Annotated in this window: 14 protein-coding genes; 3 read left to right on the forward strand and 11 right to left on the reverse strand. The window is 67.0% G+C overall.

The features are described 5' to 3' along the window. Positions 1 to 70: 70 nt before the first annotated feature. From K320_RS0117110 to ggt, 10 genes are all read right to left on the reverse strand, one after another. On the reverse strand, positions 71 to 1,558 hold the full coding sequence (locus K320_RS0117110) for a nucleobase:cation symporter-2 family protein (protein WP_024540019.1): 1,488 nt from the start codon (positions 1,556 to 1,558) through the stop codon (positions 71 to 73). Positions 1,559 to 1,669: 111 nt separating this feature from the next. Further along, the gene (locus K320_RS0117115) at positions 1,670 to 2,926 is read right to left on the reverse strand and encodes a M20/M25/M40 family metallo-hydrolase (RefSeq protein WP_024540020.1); all 1,257 of its coding nucleotides are present in this window, start codon (positions 2,924 to 2,926) and stop codon (positions 1,670 to 1,672) included. Between the two features lie 150 nt (positions 2,927 to 3,076). Continuing rightward, a complete protein-coding gene (gene uraD, locus K320_RS0117120; protein ID WP_024540021.1) occupies positions 3,077 to 4,846 on the reverse strand; it encodes a 2-oxo-4-hydroxy-4-carboxy-5-ureidoimidazoline decarboxylase in 1,770 nt (589 codons plus the stop codon). 63 nt (positions 4,847 to 4,909) lie between these two features. Then, positions 4,910 to 5,878, reverse strand: coding sequence for an allantoinase PuuE (puuE, locus tag K320_RS0117125; RefSeq protein WP_024540022.1), 969 nt, complete (start codon positions 5,876 to 5,878; stop codon positions 4,910 to 4,912). Beyond that, on the reverse strand, positions 5,878 to 6,570 hold the full coding sequence (locus K320_RS0117130; RefSeq protein ID WP_024540023.1) for a GntR family transcriptional regulator: 693 nt from the start codon (positions 6,568 to 6,570) through the stop codon (positions 5,878 to 5,880). The genes puuE and K320_RS0117130 overlap by 1 nt, the downstream gene beginning before the upstream one ends. Before the next feature lie 91 nt (positions 6,571 to 6,661). Further along, positions 6,662 to 7,507 carry a tryptophan 2,3-dioxygenase gene (kynA, locus tag K320_RS0117135; RefSeq protein ID WP_024540024.1) on the reverse strand — a complete coding sequence of 282 codons (846 nt, stop codon included), beginning with the start codon at positions 7,505 to 7,507 and terminating at the stop codon, positions 6,662 to 6,664. A gap of 38 nt (positions 7,508 to 7,545) precedes the next feature. After that, the gene (gene kynU / locus K320_RS0117140; protein ID WP_024540025.1) at positions 7,546 to 8,829 is read right to left on the reverse strand and encodes a kynureninase; all 1,284 of its coding nucleotides are present in this window, start codon (positions 8,827 to 8,829) and stop codon (positions 7,546 to 7,548) included. Between the two features lie 87 nt (positions 8,830 to 8,916). After that, on the reverse strand, positions 8,917 to 9,552 hold the full coding sequence (gene kynB / locus K320_RS0117145; RefSeq protein ID WP_024540026.1) for an arylformamidase: 636 nt from the start codon (positions 9,550 to 9,552) through the stop codon (positions 8,917 to 8,919). Between the two features lie 69 nt (positions 9,553 to 9,621). Beyond that, the gene (locus tag K320_RS0117150) at positions 9,622 to 11,547 is read right to left on the reverse strand and encodes a putative bifunctional diguanylate cyclase/phosphodiesterase (protein ID WP_024540027.1); all 1,926 of its coding nucleotides are present in this window, start codon (positions 11,545 to 11,547) and stop codon (positions 9,622 to 9,624) included. Between the two features lie 35 nt (positions 11,548 to 11,582). Beyond that, positions 11,583 to 13,352: a gamma-glutamyltransferase gene (gene ggt / locus K320_RS0117155; protein ID WP_024540028.1), complete on the reverse strand. Its 1,770-nt coding sequence runs from the start codon at positions 13,350 to 13,352 to the stop codon at positions 11,583 to 11,585. 110 nt (positions 13,353 to 13,462) lie between these two features. On the opposite strand from ggt, the gene uraH reads away from it, so the two are divergent. The 3 genes from uraH to K320_RS0117170 all read left to right on the forward strand — a co-directional run bounded on the left by uraH (position 13,463) and on the right by K320_RS0117170 (position 16,007). Further along, positions 13,463 to 13,813 (forward strand): hydroxyisourate hydrolase, encoded by a 351-nt coding sequence (gene uraH, locus K320_RS0117160; RefSeq protein WP_024540029.1) that lies wholly within the window; start codon positions 13,463 to 13,465, stop codon positions 13,811 to 13,813. 5 nt (positions 13,814 to 13,818) lie between these two features. Further along, positions 13,819 to 14,655 (forward strand): xanthine dehydrogenase accessory protein XdhC, encoded by an 837-nt coding sequence (gene xdhC / locus K320_RS0117165; protein ID WP_029696292.1) that lies wholly within the window; start codon positions 13,819 to 13,821, stop codon positions 14,653 to 14,655. A 143-nt stretch (positions 14,656 to 14,798) separates the two neighbouring features. Continuing rightward, positions 14,799 to 16,007 (forward strand): urate hydroxylase PuuD, encoded by a 1,209-nt coding sequence (locus K320_RS0117170; RefSeq protein ID WP_024540031.1) that lies wholly within the window; start codon positions 14,799 to 14,801, stop codon positions 16,005 to 16,007. Positions 16,008 to 16,016: 9 nt separating this feature from the next. Here K320_RS0117170 and K320_RS0117175 read toward each other — a convergent pair. After that, positions 16,017 to 16,965: acyl-CoA dehydrogenase family protein (locus K320_RS0117175; RefSeq protein ID WP_024540032.1), on the reverse strand; the 949-nt coding region annotated here is incomplete at its 5' end.

A 16,965-nucleotide genomic window follows, 5' to 3' on the forward strand; every position in this document is an offset into this window, starting at 1 on the left:
CTAGCTTACTGCAAACGGCAAAGCCGACAGGGCGGGGGAATCGCTCCTGTCGGCTTTTGCAGGCGGGCGGTCAGTGGGCGCCGGCCTGCAGGCTGGCGCGGCGGGCGGCTCCGGGGTCCTCCTTGGCGCCGTTGAAGAAAAGGTTGAGTGCGACGGCGGCGATCGAGGCGAGCAGGATGCCCGATTCGATCAGCGGGTGGATGGCGTGCGGCATCCACTGGCGGAAATTGGGGGCGACCAGCGGGATCATGCCCACGCCGATGGAGATGGCGACGATCATGGCGTTGTTGCGGTTGTGGTGGAAGTCCACGGCCGCCAGGATGCGGATGCCGGTGGCCGCCACCATGCCGAACATCACCAGGCCGGCGCCGCCCAGCACCACCGTGGGCAGCGACTCCACCAGCGCGCCCATCTTGGGCACGATGCCGAAGAGAATCATGATGACCCCGCCCGCCACGCAGACCCAGCGGCTCTTGATGCCGGTGACTGCCACCAGGCCCACGTTCTGCGAGAAGCTGGTGTAGGGGAAGGTGCTGAACAGGCCGCCGATGACGGTGCCCAGGCCGTCGGTGCGCAGGCCGCGCTTCAAGTCGTCGGGCGTGATTTCCTTGTCGGTCATTTCGCCCAGGGCCAGGAACATGCCGGTGGATTCGATCAGCACGACGATCATCACCAGCGACATCGTCAGGATGAGGATGGGGTCGAACACCGGGTAGGCGATCTGGAACGGCAGCACCAAGTCAAACCATGCCGCCTTGCCCACTTTGCTGAATTCCATCAGCCCCATGGCGGCGGTGATGACGCCGCCCGCCAGGATGCCGATCAGCACCGAGATGTTGGCGATGAAGCCTTTGCCGAAGCGCGCGACGAACAGGATGGTGAGCAGCACGATGGCGGAAATGCCCATGCCGGTGAGGTCGGCGTATTTGGGGTTGGGCACGGTGGGCAGGATGGCGAAGCCCTTGGGCACGGCGGGCAGCGAGGAGCCGGGGGCGCTGACGGCGGCCTGCAGCTCCTTGAGCCACTTGATGTAGTCGGGATTGGTCACCGCGGGTGCGGTGGGGCCGACCGGGTTGCCGAAAATCCAGTTGATGCCGATGCGCATCAGGCTGATGCCGATCACCGCGATGATGGTGCCGGTGACCACCGGCGGGAAGAAGCGCAGCATGCGGCTCATGAGCGGGGCGATCAGGATGGCGACCACGCCCGCGCCTATGACCGAGCCGAAGATGAGACCGGCGCCATAGGGCCCTGCGTTGGTCTGCGCCATGGACACCATGGGCGCGACGGCGGCGAAGGTCACGCCCATCATCACCGGCAGCTTGATGCCGAACCACTGCGTGGCGCCGGCGGCCTGGATCAGCGTGACCAGGCCGCAGACGAAGAGGTCGGCCGAGATCAGGTGCGCCACCTGCTCAGGCGTGAGATTGAGCGCGCGCCCGACGATGAGCGGCACCGCCACCGCCCCGGCGTACATCACGAGCACGTGTTGCATGCCCAGGGCGATCAGCTGGCCCCAGGGGAGTTTTTCATCAACCGGGTGTACGGTGTTTTGCATGCTTGTTTCCTGGTGGATTGATTACATACAAAAAATGTATACAAAAATTGAGGCATGAACACTATGGGGATTCACGGGGTTGACGAAAGCCCCGTGATCCGGTAGGCGTGCTCAAGCCATCAGATCGCAGAGGCTGCGCGCCATCACCTTGGTGGCGCGGCGCAGGTCTTGCAGGTCGATGCGCTCGTCGTTGCGCTTGGCGTGGCTTTCCAGCACCGTGCGCGGGCCGGCGCCGTAGATCACGCCCGGGATGCCGCGTTCCACGTACAGGCGCACGTCGGTGTACAGCGGCGTGCCGACGGCCGGGGGCTGCTCGCCGAACACCGCTGCGCCATGCTTTTGCAGGGCATGAACCAGCGGCGCATTGCCCTTGAGCGGCGTCATGGCGTTGGCCAGCAGGATGCGGCGCACGTCGCTCGTGACCGCGTCCGCGCCCCTCACGCCGCGCCAGCGGTTGAAGTGCCTGGTCGCATCCGCGATCACCTTGCGCAGGCGGGCTTCCACCCTGGCCGGGTTTTCCTCGGGGATCATGCGGCGGTCGAGCTTGAGCACCACCTTGCCGGGGATCACGTTGGTGTTGGTGCCGCCTTCGATGCGCCCGATGTTGAGGTAGGGGTGGTGGATGCCCTTCACCTTGGAGCGCACCTTCTGGTAGGCGGTGTTCTCGGCATACAGCGCGTTCATGACGAACACCGCCGCCTGCAGCGCGTCCACGCCGGTGTGCGGCACGGCGGCATGCGCCATCTTGCCGTTGATCGTCACCTCCAGCTGCAGGCAGCCGTTGTGCGCGGTGACGACTTCGTAGGAAAAGCCGGCGGCGATCATCAGATCGGGCTTGGTCAGCCCTTGCGCGAGCAGCCAGCCCGGGCCGAGCAGGCCGCCGAATTCCTCGTCGTAGGTGAAGTGCAGCTCGATGGCGCCCTTGGTGGGCCTGGCCACGGCTTCAAGCGCGCGCACCGCGAAGCTGAAGGTGGAGAAGTCGCTCTTGCTCACGGCGGTGGCGCGGCCGTACATCTTGCCGTCCTCGATCTCGGCGCCATAGGGCGCGTGCTGCCAGCCTTCGCCCGGCGGCACCACGTCGCCATGGGCGTTGAGCGCGAGCGTGATGCCGCCCTTGCCGTAGGGGCGGCGCACGATCAGATTGGTGATGGACTGCATGCCGTAGCCGTGCACGTCCCTGGCCGGCACGGGGTGTTTTTCCGCTTTGAAACCGAAGGCCTTGATCAGCTCGGCTGTGCGTTCGGCATGCGGGGCGTTGTTGCCGGGGGGCGTATCGGTGGGTACGCGCACCAGCTCCTGCAGGAAGCGCACCTGCTCGTCGAAGTGGGCGTCGATCCAGGCGTCGAGTTGTTCGTAGGGGGTGGTCATGGTGTTTTTCGGGGTTTTGGGGTGAATGAAGGATGACTGCGCCGCTGCGCGTCGCGATGACGCGGCTTGCGCCGCATGACGGGGCTGTCTGGTCATTTCGTCATGGCGGCACAGCCGCCGTCATCGCTGCGCAGCAGCGGTCATTGGTCATCAGGCGGTGGCCAGTTGGTTCAGGACATGGTTGAACGCATCGACCGCAAGCTGCAGGTCGTCGTTGGTGGTCGATTCGAGCGGGTTGTGGCTGATGCCGCTGTTCTCGCCGCGCACGAAGAGCATGGCCTGGGGCAGCATTTGGTGGATCTTCATCGCGTCGTGCCCGGCGCCGCTGGGCATGCGGTGCACCGGCAGCCCCAGTGCCTGCACCGCGGCCTCCCAACGGGATTGCAGGGCCGGGTCGCTGGGCGCGCAGCTGGCCTGCATGCTGCGCTCGGCCAGGTACTGCAGGCCGCGGCGCTGGCAGGTGTCGTCGAGCTTTTGCAGGATGTCGGCGACGAGCGCATCGCGCTGCGCGTTGCTGGGGGCGCGCATGTCCAGGCTGAATTCGCAGCGCCCGGGCACCACGTTGACCGAGCCGCTGGGCACCTGCAGCATGCCCATGGTGGCGACGCTGTCGCCATCGCGGGCGGCGCGCTCTTCCATGTAGAGCAGCAGCTCGGCGGCGGCGGCGGCCGCGTCGCGCCGGCGGTCCATCGGCGTGGTGCCGGCGTGGCTAGCCATGCCGATGATGGCGCACTGGTAGCGGCTGCTGGCGTTGATGCTGGTGACGGCGGCCAGCGGCAGACACATTTCATTGAGCACCGGGCCCTGCTCGATGTGCACCTCGATGTAGCCCAGGTAGTTGGCCGGGTCGCGCCTGAGCTTGGGGATGTCGGCGATGCACAGCCCCGCATGCTCCATCGCGGCGCGCAGGGTGATGCCTTCGGCGTCTTTTTGCTCCAGCCAGTGCTGGTCGAAATCGCCCACCAGCGCGCCCGAGCCGAGGAAGGTGGCCTTGTAGCGCTGGCCTTCTTCTTCGGCAAAGGCGACGAGTTCGATGCCGAAGGGCAGGCGCCTGGCCTGGCGGTGCAGCTCGCGTACGCAGGCCATGGGCACGAAGATGCCGGTGCGCCCGTCGTACTTGCCGCCGTTCCTCACGGTGTCGTAGTGGCTGCCGGTGAGCAGGTATTTGCCGCCATCGTGCGCAGGCTTGTAGCGGCCCACCACGTTGCCCACGGCGTCGATTTCGACCTCGTCAAAGCCGCAGTCGCGCATCCAGTGGCTGATGCGCTGTGCGCAGGCGCGGTGGGCGTCGGTGAGGTAGGTGACGGTGAGCTGGCCCTTCTCGGCATAGGCGGGCTCGCTGTGCTGGGCCAGGCGCTCGTGCCAGTCCCAGACCTCGTTGCCCAGGGCGGGCTCGTGGCCGAATTTTTCATTCAGGCGGATTTCGGCGATCCGATGAATGGCGCGCAGCGCCTCGGCACGCTCGAAGTCGCGGTGGTTGGCGAGGCGCCGCGCGAAGGTGTCGATGATCTGCTGCCTGGCAAGGCCCGTGCCGCGCGGCCCGCGCACCGCGAGGATGAAGGGGAAGCCGAAGCGTGCGTTGTAGTCGCTGTTGAGCTGCTGGATGCGCGCGAATTCCTCGGGCGTGCAGTCGGTCAGGCCCGCCTTGCTCTGTTCGTGGGTCGATTCGGCCGTGAGCGTCTTGCTCACCATGGCCTTGCCCGCAAGCTCCGGGTGGGCGCGGATCAGCGCGAGCTGCGCGTCCACCCCCGCAGCTTCCAGCGCCTGCACCATCGCCCATTTGAGCTGTGCGAGCGTGGCAAACGGGCGCTGGGCCAGTGCCGCTTCGGCGATCCACGGCGAATGCTCGTAGATGCCATCGAGCCATTGCGTGGCTTCAGCCAGCGGCGCGGCGTTGAGTTGGGCTAGCGTCAGGGGCATGAATGTCCTATTCAATTGATAGCTGCTTGCGCTTGCCTATCAAGCGCTGGAGGCATATTTCGTTTAAACCGGAGCGGGGAACTGCTTTTGCCAGTGCCGCGCCAGATCGATGCGCCGGCACACCCACACCTGCTCGTGCTGCGCGATGTGGTCGAGGAATTTCTGCAGCGCGATGAAGCGCCCCGGGTGCCCGACCATGCGGCAGTGCAGGCCTATGGTCATCATCTTGGGCGCGTTCTGGCCCCGCGGGTCGCCCTCGGCGTAGAGCACGTCGAACGCATCGCGCATATAGGCGAAGAACGGGTCGGCATGCGAATAGCCCTGGGGCAGGCCAAAGCGCATGTCGTTCACGTCCAGCGTGTAGGGCACGATGAGTTGCCGGGCGGTGGAGCCGTCGGTCCTGGCGACCTTCATCCAGAAAGGCAGGTCGTCGCCGTAGTAGTCGGCGTCGTAGGTGAAGCGCCCCGTGTCGGCCACCAGGCGGTGGGTGTGGGGGCTGTCGCGGCCGGTGTACCAGCCCTGGGCGTGGTCGCCCTGGCTGCCGTAGAGCTGCTCGAAGATTTCCAGGCACTGCTGCATATGGGCGCGCTCCTGCGCCTCGGGCATGTCCTGGTAGTGGATCCAGCGCAGGCCGTGGCAGGCGACTTCGTGGCCGAGTTCGTCGAAGGCCTGCGCCACCTCGCGGTTTTTCTGCAGCGCGGTGGCAATGCCGTAGACGGTGAGCGGCAGCTTGCGGCGTTCAAATTCGCGCAGGATGCGCCAGACGCCGGCGCGCGAGCCGTATTCGTAGATGCTCTCCATGCTCATGTGCCGCGCCGGGTAGGCGGCGGGGTTGAAGAGCTCCGACAGGAATTGCTCGCTGCCCGCGTCGCCGTGCAGCACGCAGTTCTCGCCGCCTTCCTCGTAGTTGAGCACGAAGGAAACCGCGATGCGCGCCTGCCCCGGCCAGCACGGCTGCGGGGTGTGGCGGCCGTAGCCGATCAGGTCGCGCGGGTAGGGGGCGGTGGCATCGTAAAAAGCAGGCGTGGTCATCAGTTGCTGCCCGAAAGGGCCATGGATAAATCGTTGGTGGGGACGCTGCGGTCGAACATCAGCCCGGCCTCGACGTTGTCCAGGTGCTCCTGCATCAGCTGCACGGCGGCGGCTTCGTCGCCGGCGACGATGGCGTTGAAGATGCCCTCGTGCTCGTCGTGCGAGTGCTCGGCCGCGGTGGTGGTCTGGTACATCAGCGTGATCAGGGCGCAGCGCGAGATCAGGTCGCCCAGCAGCTGGGCCAGCACGGCGTTGCCCATGAGGGAGGCGATCTGCACGTGGAAATCGCCCAGCAGCTCGGTGCGCCGGCCTACATCGGGCTCCAGCATGGCCTTGCGCTCGGCGTCCATGTGCTTTCTCAAGAGCTTGATGCGCGCGGGCGTGCTGCTGGCGATGAATTCGCGCACCGTGGCCAGCTCCAGCATGCGGCGCACGGCAAACACCTGGCGCGCTTCTTCGACCGAGGGCGTGGCCACGAAGGCGCCGCGCGCCGGCTCCTGGCGGATCAGGCGGTTTTGCGCCAGCTGGAACAGCGCCTGGCGCACCAGCGTGCGCGAGACGCCGAAGTGGTCGGCGAGCTTTTGCTCCGCCAGCTTGGTGCCGGGCAGCAGCCGGTGTTCGACGATGGCCCGGGTCAGGTGTTCGACGATGGTGTCCGTCGCCGATGCAGATGCGGGTGCGGTGGTGTCCATGGAGCGGATGATACCGCTCGGACACAAAAACTGCATACACTTTTTGTCGACGACCCTGCGGGCGTTGCGCCCGAGGCCGCCGGGCGCCGCATCACAGGTCGGTGCGCAGCCGCCAGAGCTCGGGGAACAGCACCACGTCCAGCATCTTGCGCAGATAGCCCACGCCGCTGGTGCCGCCGGTGCCGCGCTTGAAGCCGATGATGCGCTCCACCGTGGTGACGTGCTTGAAGCGCCAGACGCGGAAGGCGTCTTCCAGGTCGGTCAGTTTTTCGCCCAGCTGGTACAGGTCCCAGTATTTTTCCGGTTCGCGGTACACCGTGAGCCAGGCGGCCTCGACGGCGTCGCTGGCCTCATACGGCTGGTTCCAGTCGCGCTCCAGATATTCGGCGGGTACGGGCAGGCCGCGGCGCGCCATCAGGCGCAGCGCCTCGTCGTAGAGCGAGGGGGCGTCGAAATAGCTTTTCACCAGCGCCAGGCGCTCGGGCTTGTGCGCATGCACCTTGAGCATGGCGGCATTTTTGTTGCCCAAGGCGAATTCGATGCAGCGGTACTGGTAGCTCTGGAAGCCGCTGGACGGCCCGAGGTAGGGGCGGATCGCGGTGTATTCGGGCGGCGTCATCGTCGCCAGCACGTCCCAGGCGTTGACCAGCTGGTCGAAGATGCGGCTGGCGCGCGCCAGCTTCTTGAACGCGGGCGGCAGGTGGTCGGCGCGGATGTCGGCCAGCGCGGCGCCGATCTCGGTCAGCATCAGCTTCATCCAGAGCTCGCTGGTCTGGTGCTGGATGATGAACAGCATCTCGTCGTGCGCGGGCGACAGCGGGTGCTGGGCGCTCAGCACCTGGTCGATGTGCAGGTAGTCGCCATAGCTCATGCTGTGCGCGTAGTCGAGCTGGGCGTGCTCTTCCTGCACGATGGATTCGGTGGTTTTTTCGGACATGGATCGTTCTCCTTTGCAAAAAGCCCTTGCCCCGCGCGTCACGTCACCGCGTGGCGCTGGTTGAACCGGGGCTGGGTGTATTCCTTGGTTGACAGCACGTCGCGCAGATGGTGCGCGGCCTGCAGCACCTCCTGGTGGCTGAGGTAAAGCGGCGTGAAGCCGAAGCGCAGGATGTCGCTTTGCTGCGCGTCGCCGGCCCGGAAATCGCCGATCACGCCGCGCGCGATCAGCGCCTGCACGATGGCGTAGGCGCAGCCTTCGGGCAGCCTGGCGGTGGGCGTGAGGCAGACCTGCGAGCCGCGCGCGGCGTGCGCGCGCGGCGTGACCAGATCGAACAGGCCGGGGCATTCGGCCTCGACCGCTGCGATGAACAGGTCGGTGAGCTGCAGCGATTTGGCGCGCAGCGCCGCCATGCCGCCGAGTTTTGCTGCCGCATCAAACACGTCCAGCGCCGCATCCAGCGCCGCCAGGCTCAGGATGGGCTGCGTGCCGCACTGGTAGCGCGTGATGTCCATGGCAGGTTCATATTCGGGCGTGAAGGCGAAGGGCTGGGCATGTCCCCACCAGCCGGCCAGCGGCTGCCAGCAGCGCGCCACGTGGCGCGGATGCACCCAGACGAAGGCGGGCGCGCCCGGCCCGCCGTTGAGGTATTTGTAGGTGCAGCCGACGGCAAAGTCGGCATCGGCGGCGGTCAGGCCAATCGGCAGCGCGCCCGCGCTATGGCACAGGTCCCAGAGCGTGAGCACGCCCGCGGCATGCGCGGCGGCCGTCACCTGCGCCATGTCGTGCAGCGCGCCGGTGCGGTAGTTCACGTGTGACAGCAGCAGCACCGCCACATCCGGCTGCAGGCTGGCCTGCAGCTCGTGCGCTTCGATCAGGCGCAGCGCGCAGCCGCGTTCGCGGCACAGCGCCTCGGCGATGTAGAGGTCGGTCGGGAAGTTGCTGCGCTCGCTCACCACCACGCGGCGCTGGGCGTCGTTTTCCCGCGCGACCGAGAGCGCGGCCGACAGCGCCTTGTAGAGGTTGACGGAGGTGGTGTCGCTGGCCACCACCTCGCCGGGGCCGGCGCCGATCAGCGGCGCGATGCGCTCGCCCACCTGCCTGGGCAGCGCAAACCAGCCGGCGCTGTTCCAGCTGACTATCAGGTCCTGGCCCCACTGCTGCGCCACCACCCGCGCCACGCGCTCGGGCACGGCGCGGGGCAGGGCGCCGAGCGAGTTGCCGTCCAGGTAGATCACGCCCTCGGGCAGGGTGAAGAGGTCGCGCAGCGGGCGCAGCGGGTCGGCGGCGTCGCGCGCCTGGCAGCTTGCCAGGGTGGCCATGGTGGGTGTCGTGGAAGTCATGCTTGCTCTCTCAGTGATAGCTGCCAGCGCTTGTCCATCAAGCGCTGGAGCTGGTTTTTGCCTGAATCAGCCAGGGGGGAGGGCGCGCAGCACCGCACGCACCGGCGAGGCATCGGCTGTCGTCAGGCGCAGCGGCAGTGCGATGAGCTCGTAGTCGCCCTCGGGCACGGCATCCAGCATCAGGTTCTCCAGTACGCGCAGGCCGCGGCGGCGGATCACCTGGTGGCTTGCCAGCGGCTTGCTGTCGGCCGGGTCGATGCTGGCGCTGTCGATGCCGATCAGCCGCACGCCCAGGTCGGCCAGGCGCTCCACCGTTTCAGGGGCGAAGGCGGCGAGCTGGCCATCCCAGCGATCGACCGGCATCTTCGCGTAGGTTCTGACCAGCAGACGCGGCGGCAGCGCTTGCGCAGCATGCGCAAGATGCTCCCACAAAATGAGCGGGCGCACACCGACCGCGTGCACCACGCGGCAGGGGCCGAGGAAGGGTGCGAGATCGAGCGCGCCGATCGGCAGGCCTTGCGGGTCGTAGTGCAGCGGCGCATCCGCATGCGCGCCGACATGCGGCGAGAGCGTGATGCGGCTGACGTTGACCGGGCAGCCGGGCGCGATCTGCGCGGTCCATGCCTGCTGGTAGGCGGTGTCGCCGGGAAAGACGGGCGAGCCGGCGTGGACCGGCGGTGAAATATCCCAGAGCGTTTGCATGACGCGGACCTTACCGCCGCTCGCGTGGGCGTGGTGTCGGTTAATAGCAACGCTGTGTTGCCGCCTGGCTCAAGCGGGCGGTCTGGACCGGCTCTGGCGCGCAAAGGCGACGAACTGCTCCGCCGGTATGGCCGGCGACCAATGAAAGCCCTGGCCAAATTCGCAGCCGGCATTGCGCAGGCGCGTCAGCGTGGCCATGTCCTCCACCCCTTCGGCCACGAGCTGCAGGCGCAGGCAGTGCCCCATCTCGATGATGGCCTGCACGATGCCCGCCGCCTGCGGGCTGCTGGTGACCTGGCTGGTGAACGAGCGGTCGATCTTGAGCCGGTGCAGCGGGTAGCGCTGCAGGTAGCTGAGGTTGGAGTAGCCGGTGCCGAAATCGTCGATCGCGATGCGCACGCCCAGCCCGTGCAGGCTGTCCAGCATCTCGTTCGGGCGCTGGCGGTCGTCGATCAGCACGGATTCGGTGATTTCCAGCTCCAGCGCGCTCGGCGGCAAGGCGTGGGCGGCCAGCGCCTGGGCGACGAGCTCCTTCAGGTTGCCGCGGCGAAACTGCAGCGGCGAGACATTCACCGCCACCGTGAGATCGGCCAACCCCTGGATGCGAAAGGTGCGAGCATCCCGGCAGGCGCGGTAAAGCACCCAGGTGCCCAGATCGTGGATCAGGCCGCTGCTTTCCGCCACCGGGATGAACTCGTTGGGCGGCACCCAGCCCAGCTCCGGGTGGTGCCAGCGCAGCAGCGCCTCGGCGCCGATCACGCGGCCGCTGGTGAGCGCCAGCTGCGGCTGGTAGTACAGCTGCAGCGCATCGGTGGCCAGCGCCTGGCGCAGCGCATTGACCAAATGCAGGTGCGCCAGCATGTTGGCGTTCATGCTCTCGTCAAAGAAGCGAAAGGTGTTGCGCCCCGCCGCCTTGGCCTGGTACATGGCGAGGTCGGCGTGCTTGAGCAGGGTCTCCAGGGCATCGCCGTCGCGCGGTGAAACGCTGATGCCCAGCGAGCCGCTGGCATGCACTTCCACGCCCTGCAGATTGAAGACCGGCGCAAGCTGCTCCATGACCTTGCTGGCCATGGTGGTGATGGCGCGCTCGTCCTCCACCGCACCCAGCAGCAGCAGGAATTCATCGCCCGACAGCCGCGCCACCATGTCCGTGGTGCGCAGGCAGGCCTGCAGGCGCTCGCTGACCTGGCGCAGCAGCTCATCGCCCGCCGCATGGCCGAGCGAATCGTTGATGGTCTTGAAGTTGTCCAGGTCCAGGAACATGACCGCCACCTGGTGGCCGCCGCGCCGGGCTTCGGCCAGCAGGAACTGCAGCCGTTGCAGCCCCAGTGCCCGGTTGGGCAGGTGGGTGAGCGGATCGTGGTAGGCCAGCTCGGCAATCTGCTGGTGCGACTGCGCCAGCGCCTGTTTGTCGGCCTCCTGCTGGTCCAGCAGGAGGCGCAGGTCCTTGGTGATGGTGTGCACGAAATACGCGGTGACGCAGAGGATGACGGCCAGCACCAGCAGCCGCGACGGCTCGACCGCGCCCGGCACCGCCGGCAGCACCCCGGTCGCCTGCAGCGCGTAAACGCCGATCAGCACCAGCAGCATGGTCGCGAGCACGGCCGAGAAAACCCGGCCGTCGGCAAACATCAGCGCCATGACGAGGATGCCGGGGAAGGCCATGGGCACTTCGTCGTACAGCCCCTGGCCGAAGACCATCAGGCTGGTGAGCACCACCATCAGCGTGACCAGCAGAATCCAGGCGGCGCCGATGACGTCGCCGCGCCGGTTGCGCTGCCGGGCGAAGGCAAAAAGCGCGATGGCAGCGCCCTCCATCACGACGTTCATGTTGGCGCGGCCGCTGGCGACGTTGACGGCGATCACCGCGGCAAACGCGAGCATCAATGCCACCAGGATCTGGCCCAGCCGCTGCTGGCGCAGGCTGGCCGCCTGCGCTGCCATCTCGCGCTGGGCGGGCAGGGCGGTTTCGGCGAAGTCCGAGTCCTGGTTCATCGGGGTATTTTCCTTGCACGCACCCGCGCCCGGCGTCAATACCCCAGCGTGCGGCCGTCGGGGTTGCGCGGATCAGACGCCCCCAGCAGCAGGCCACCCTGCACTTGAATGGTTTGCGTGCGCCCCATCGCCGGTTTGACGGCGATCTTGTGGCCCTTGGCGGCGAGCAGGTCCAGCGTGTCCCTGGAGAAGCCTTTCTCCAGGCGCAGCTCGTCGGGCATCCACTGGTGGTGAAAGCGCAGCGTGGCCGCGGCCTCCGCCGGGTTCATGCCGAAATCAATCATGTCCACCACGGTTTCCAGCACCGTGGTGATGATGCGCGGCCCGCCGGGGCTGCCGGTCACGAGCCGCACCTTGCCATCCTTGAGCACCAGCGTCGGCGTCATCGACGACAGCGGGCGCTTGCCGGCCGCTACCGCATTGGCGTCGCCGCCGACCAGGCCGTAGGCGTTGGCCACGCCGGGCTTGGCGGCGAAGTCGTCCATCTCGTTGTTGAGCAGGATGCCGGTGCCGCTGGCGACGATGCCGCTGCCGAAGTTGGTGTTCAGCGTATAGGTGACGGCCACGGCGTTGCCGGCGGCATCCACCACCGAGAAGTGCGTCGTCTGATCGCTCTCGTAGGGCTGGGGCTTGCCGGGCTGGATGTCGCCCGCCGGGCGCGCCTTGTCGGCGGAGATGCCGGCGGCGAGCCGGTCGGCGTAGCGCTTGCTGGTCAAGCCCTTGAGCGGCACCTTGACGAAGTCCGGGTCGCCCAGGTATTCGGCGCGGTCGGCGTAGGCGAGCTTCATCGCCTCGGTCATGTGGTGGACGGTATTGGCGCTGTTCACGCCCCAGTCCTGGATCGGCCAGCGCTCCATCATGTTCAGGATCTGGATCAGGTGCGCGCCGCCCGAGGACGGCGGCGGCATGGTCACGATCTGGTAGCCGCGGTAGCTGCCGCGCACCGGCTCGCGCTCGACGGCCTTGTAGTTCTTCAGGTCGGCCAGCGTGATCGCGCCCGCGTGCGGCGCCATTTCGGCGGCGATTTTCTGCGCGATCGCGCCCTCGTAGAAGGCCTTGGCGCCTTCCTTGGCTATGAGGCGCAGCGACGCCGCCAGGTCTTTCTGCACCAGCAGCTCGCCCTGCTGCATCGGCGCGCCGTGCTTCCAGAAAATGGCCTGGCTGGCGGGCCAGGGGGCGAAGGTTTTTTGCTCCCGCGCCAACACCTTGGCCAGCGTCTCGCTTACCGGGTAGCCTTTTTCCGCCAGCGCGGCGGCCGGCTCTATGACCTTGGCCAGCGGCAGCTGGCCCCATTGCTGCAGTGCGTGCGCCAGGCCGGCGACGGTGCCGGGAACACCGACCGCGTAGTGCGTGTACAGCGACTTGCCGTTGACGACCTTGCCCTGGCCGTCCAGGTACATGGTGCGGCTGGCGTCGCTGGGCGCCGTCTCGCGGAAATCCAGCGCCACGTCGCGCCCGCTCTTGGCATCGTGCACCACCATGAAGCCGCCGCCGCCGAGGTTGCCGGCGTTGGGCAGGGCGACGGCCAGTGCGAAGCCGACGGCGACGGCCGCGTCCACCGCGTTGCCGCCGTTTTTCAGCATGTCGAGGCCAATGCGTGTGGCCAGCGCCTGCTCGCTGGCCACCATGCCATGGCGCGCCACCACCGGGTGGAACACGTCCATGTCGAAGTCGTAGGCTGCGGCGGCCTGCTGTGCGGCGCTGGTCTGCGCGGGTGCGGCGACGGGTGTGGCCGGAGGGCTGCTGCAGGCGGCCAGCAGGACGAGCAGGACGCTCGCCATCAGCACGGTGGTGCGCAGGGACATGGAAAACTCCGGACGATGCGAGACCGTTGAGGGTAACCAATCGAGTATCCATGATAAAGAGTACAAAAAGTGTATACACTTTGGCCTGAACACCCACACGGAGGCACACCATGGGCCTGAGCACCCACGTTCTCGACACGATGCACGGCTGCCCTGCCGCAGGCATGCGGGTCACGCTGTACGCCACGGAGGGCGAGCAGGCGACCGAACTCAAGCGCCTGACGCTGAACCACGACGGACGCACGGATGCGCCGCTGTTCGACAACCACAGCCTGCGCGCCGGCACCTACCGGCTGACGTTTGACGTGGCGGCCTATTTCAAGGCCAGGGGCGTGCCGCTGCCCGAGCCCAATTTCCTGAACCGCGTGAGCCTGGACTTCGGCATTGCCCACGCCGACCAGCACTACCACGTGCCGCTGCTCGTCAGCCCCTGGAGCTATTCGACCTACCGCGGATCCTGAACGCCATGCCCACGCCGCTGGAACAACTGCTGGCCGCCCTGCGGCAGGGGCCGGTGTGCCTGGTCACCGTCGACAAGGCCCAGGGCTCCACGCCGCGCGAGCAGGGCGCGTGGATGGCGATCGCACTGGCGGCGCCCGGCGAGCTCATCGGTTCCATCGGCGGCGGGCACCTGGAATGGCAGGCGATGCACGAGGCGCATGAGCGCCTCAAGGCCTGCGAGAGCCATGCGACCGCGGGAGCGCCGGTGCTGCGCAAGGCGCTGGGCCCCAGCCTGGGGCAATGCTGCGGCGGCGTGGTGTTTCTGCGCTTTGAATGCCTGGGGCCGCAGGATGCGGAGGCCGTGCGCCAGCGCCTCGCGCCCGATCTGCACCGGCTGGTGCTGTTCGGCGGCGGGCATGTGGGCCGTGCGCTGGTGCGGGTGCTCGCGCCGCTGCCGTTTGCCATTCATTGGGTGGACAGCCGCGACGAGATTTTTCCCGCAGGCCTCTCCAGCAAGGTGCAATGCGAGCATTCCGAGCCGGTGCAGTCGGCCGTGGCCGACATACCGCCCGGTGCGATGGTGCTGATCATGAGCTTCAGCCACGCCGAGGATCTGGACATCGTGGCCGAATTGCTCAAGCGCCAGCGCAAGCAGGCCGACCTGCCCTTCATCGGCCTGATCGGCAGCAAGACCAAGTGGGCGACGTTTCGCCACCGGCTGGAGGCGCGCGGCTATGGCGAGAATGATTTGGCGCACATCACCTGCCCCATCGGCGTGCCTGGCGTCAATGGCAAGGACCCGGAGGTCATCGCCGTGGCGGTGGCGGCGCAATTGCTGATGCGGGTGGCTGATGCGGGTTAGCCCTCTGGCGTGGCAACCAAACGTGTATACAATTTAAGTCTACAAATCTGGTCGCAGCGGTGCCGGGAAACGATGAACCCCGAGCGCGGCCCAATCACATCTGCTCAGAGCGCCCGCAGTGGTGAGCAGCCGGAGACTTCACCATGGATGCATATCTTCTGGACTGGGCCAACCTGCTGGTGCGCTGGCTGCATGTGATCACCGCGATCGCATGGATAGGCTCGTCGTTCTACTTCGTTTTTCTGGACAGCAGCCTGCTTGCGCCGACCGCCGAGGACCTCAAGGCCAAGGGCGTGGATGGCGCGATCTGGTCGGTGCACGGCGGCGGCTTTTACCACGCGCAGAAGTACATGGTCTCGCCCAAGGGCGGCATCGACAGCCATCTGCACTGGTTCTACTGGGAAAGCTACTGGACCTGGATTTCCGGCTTTCTGCTGTTCTGCGTGCTCTACCTGTGGAATGCCGGCATTTTCCTGGTCGACAGGCAGGTCTACGACTGGTCGGGCACCGCCGCCGGTATAGGTGCGGTGGCCTTCATCGCCGCGTTCTGGTTCATCTACGACGCCGTCTGCCATGTCTTCGGCAAGGGCAAGCATGGCGACCGCGTGGTCGGCCTGCTGGTGATCCTGACCATCACCATCACGTCCTGGATCGCCTTTCACTTCTTCTCGGGCCGCGCGGCCTTTCTCCTGGTCGGTGCTTCGATGGCGACGGCGATGAGCGCCAACGTCTTCTTCGTCATCATCCCGGGCCAGCGCAAGGTGGTGGCGGCCATGACCAGCGGCCAGCCCTACATCGCCGCCGACTACGCCATCTACGGCAAGCGCGCCAAGCAGCGCAGCGTGCACAACACCTATTTCACGCTGCCGGTGCTGATCGCGATGCTCAGCAACCACTACACCTTCGTCTATTCGAGCGAGCACCGCTGGGTGCTGCTGCTCCTGCTGATGCTGGCGGGCGCGCTGATCCGGCAATTCTTCGTGCAGCGCCATGGCTGGAAGCTGGACCGCGCCGCCAACCCCTGGCCCTTTGCCGCCATCGGCGTGGTGGTGCTGCTGGGCCTGATCGCGTGGATCAAGCCCGCCCCGGTGGCACCTGTTGCCGGCGTGCCGCAGGCGGTGGATTACGCCCAGCTCAAGCCGGTGCTGGAGCAACGCTGCTACCTGTGCCACGGCGCCGAGGTGCAGCAGAAAGGCTTGCGCTTCGACTCCGAGGACCAGGTCAAGGCCCACGCGCCCGACATCTACCAGCAGGTGGTGGTGACCAAGCAGATGCCGCTGTCCAACGCCACGCAGATGACCGATGCCGAGCGGGCGATGCTGGCGCAGTGGTTCAAGGGGCTGGGCAAGTGAGTCGAGCGCTCAGAACGCCGCCACCCCGGTGATCGCCCGGCCCAGGATCAGCGCATGGATGTCATGCGTGCCCTCGTAGGTGTTCACCACCTCCAGGTTCACCAGGTGGCGCGCCACGCCGAACTCGTCGCTGATGCCGTTGCCGCCCATCATGTCGCGCGCCAGGCGGGCGATGTCCAGTGACTTGCCGCAGCTGTTGCGCTTGATGATGGAGGTCAGCTCCACCGCCGGGCTGCCTTCGTCCTTCATCCTTCCCAGGCGCAGGCAGCCCTGCAGGCCCAGGCTGATTTCGGTCAGCATGTCGGCCAGCTTTTTCTGGATCAGCTGGTTGGCCGCCAGCGGCTTGCCGAACTGCTTGCGGTCGATGACGTACTGGCGCGCGCGGGCGTAGCAGTCTTCGGCCGCGCCCAGCGCGCCCCAGGCGATGCCGAAGCGCGCGCTGTTGAGGCAGGTGAACGGGCCCTTGAGGCCCCGCACCTCGGGGAAGGCGTTTTCTTCGGGGCAGAAGACTTCGTCCAGCACGATTTCGCCGGTGATCGATGCGCGCAGACCCACCTTGCCGTGGATGGCGGGGGCCGTGAGGCCCTTCCAGCCCTTTTCGAGCACGAAGCCGCGAATGGCGCCTTCATCGTCCTTGGCCCAGACGACGAAGACGTCGGCAATCGGGCTGTTGGAGATCCACATCTTGCTGCCCGAGAGCGAATAGCCGCCGGGCACCTTCTTGGCGCGGGTGATCATGCTGCCGGGGTCCGAGCCGTGGTTGGGCTCGGTCAGGCCAAAGCAGCCGATCCATTCGCCGCTGGCCAGCTTGGGCAGGTATTTCTGCTTGGTGGCCTCGTTGCCGAAGGCGTTGATGGGCACCATCACCAGCGAGGACTGCACGCTCATCATGGAGCGGTAGCCCGAATCAACCCGCTCGACTTCGCGCGCGATCAGGCCGTAGCTGACGTAGTTCAGG

This window comes from Comamonas badia DSM 17552 (assembly GCF_000484635.1).
Lineage (GTDB): Bacteria > Pseudomonadota > Gammaproteobacteria > Burkholderiales > Burkholderiaceae_C > Comamonas_C > Comamonas_C badia.

Bases quoted from the DNA above. Each gene is read 5' to 3' on its own strand.
- K320_RS0117110 (WP_024540019.1), bottom strand. From the start codon at position 1,558: ATGCAAAACACCGTACACCCGGTTGATGAAAAACTCCCCTGGGGCCAG.
- K320_RS0117115 (WP_024540020.1), bottom strand. From the start codon at position 2,926: ATGACCACCCCCTACGAACAACTCGACGCCTGGATCGACGCCCACTTC.
- uraD (WP_024540021.1), bottom strand. From the start codon at position 4,846: ATGCCCCTGACGCTAGCCCAACTCAACGCCGCGCCGCTGGCTGAAGCC.
- puuE (WP_024540022.1), bottom strand. From the start codon at position 5,878: ATGACCACGCCTGCTTTTTACGATGCCACCGCCCCCTACCCGCGCGAC.
- K320_RS0117130 (WP_024540023.1), bottom strand. From the start codon at position 6,570: ATGGACACCACCGCACCCGCATCTGCATCGGCGACGGACACCATCGTC.
- kynA (WP_024540024.1), bottom strand. From the start codon at position 7,507: ATGTCCGAAAAAACCACCGAATCCATCGTGCAGGAAGAGCACGCCCAG.
- kynU (WP_024540025.1), bottom strand. From the start codon at position 8,829: ATGGCCACCCTGGCAAGCTGCCAGGCGCGCGACGCCGCCGACCCGCTG.
- kynB (WP_024540026.1), bottom strand. From the start codon at position 9,552: ATGCAAACGCTCTGGGATATTTCACCGCCGGTCCACGCCGGCTCGCCC.
- K320_RS0117150 (WP_024540027.1), bottom strand. From the start codon at position 11,547: ATGAACCAGGACTCGGACTTCGCCGAAACCGCCCTGCCCGCCCAGCGC.
- ggt (WP_024540028.1), bottom strand. From the start codon at position 13,352: ATGTCCCTGCGCACCACCGTGCTGATGGCGAGCGTCCTGCTCGTCCTG.
- uraH (WP_024540029.1), top strand. From the start codon at position 13,463: ATGGGCCTGAGCACCCACGTTCTCGACACGATGCACGGCTGCCCTGCC.
- xdhC (WP_029696292.1), top strand. From the start codon at position 13,819: ATGCCCACGCCGCTGGAACAACTGCTGGCCGCCCTGCGGCAGGGGCCG.
- K320_RS0117170 (WP_024540031.1), top strand. From the start codon at position 14,799: ATGGATGCATATCTTCTGGACTGGGCCAACCTGCTGGTGCGCTGGCTG.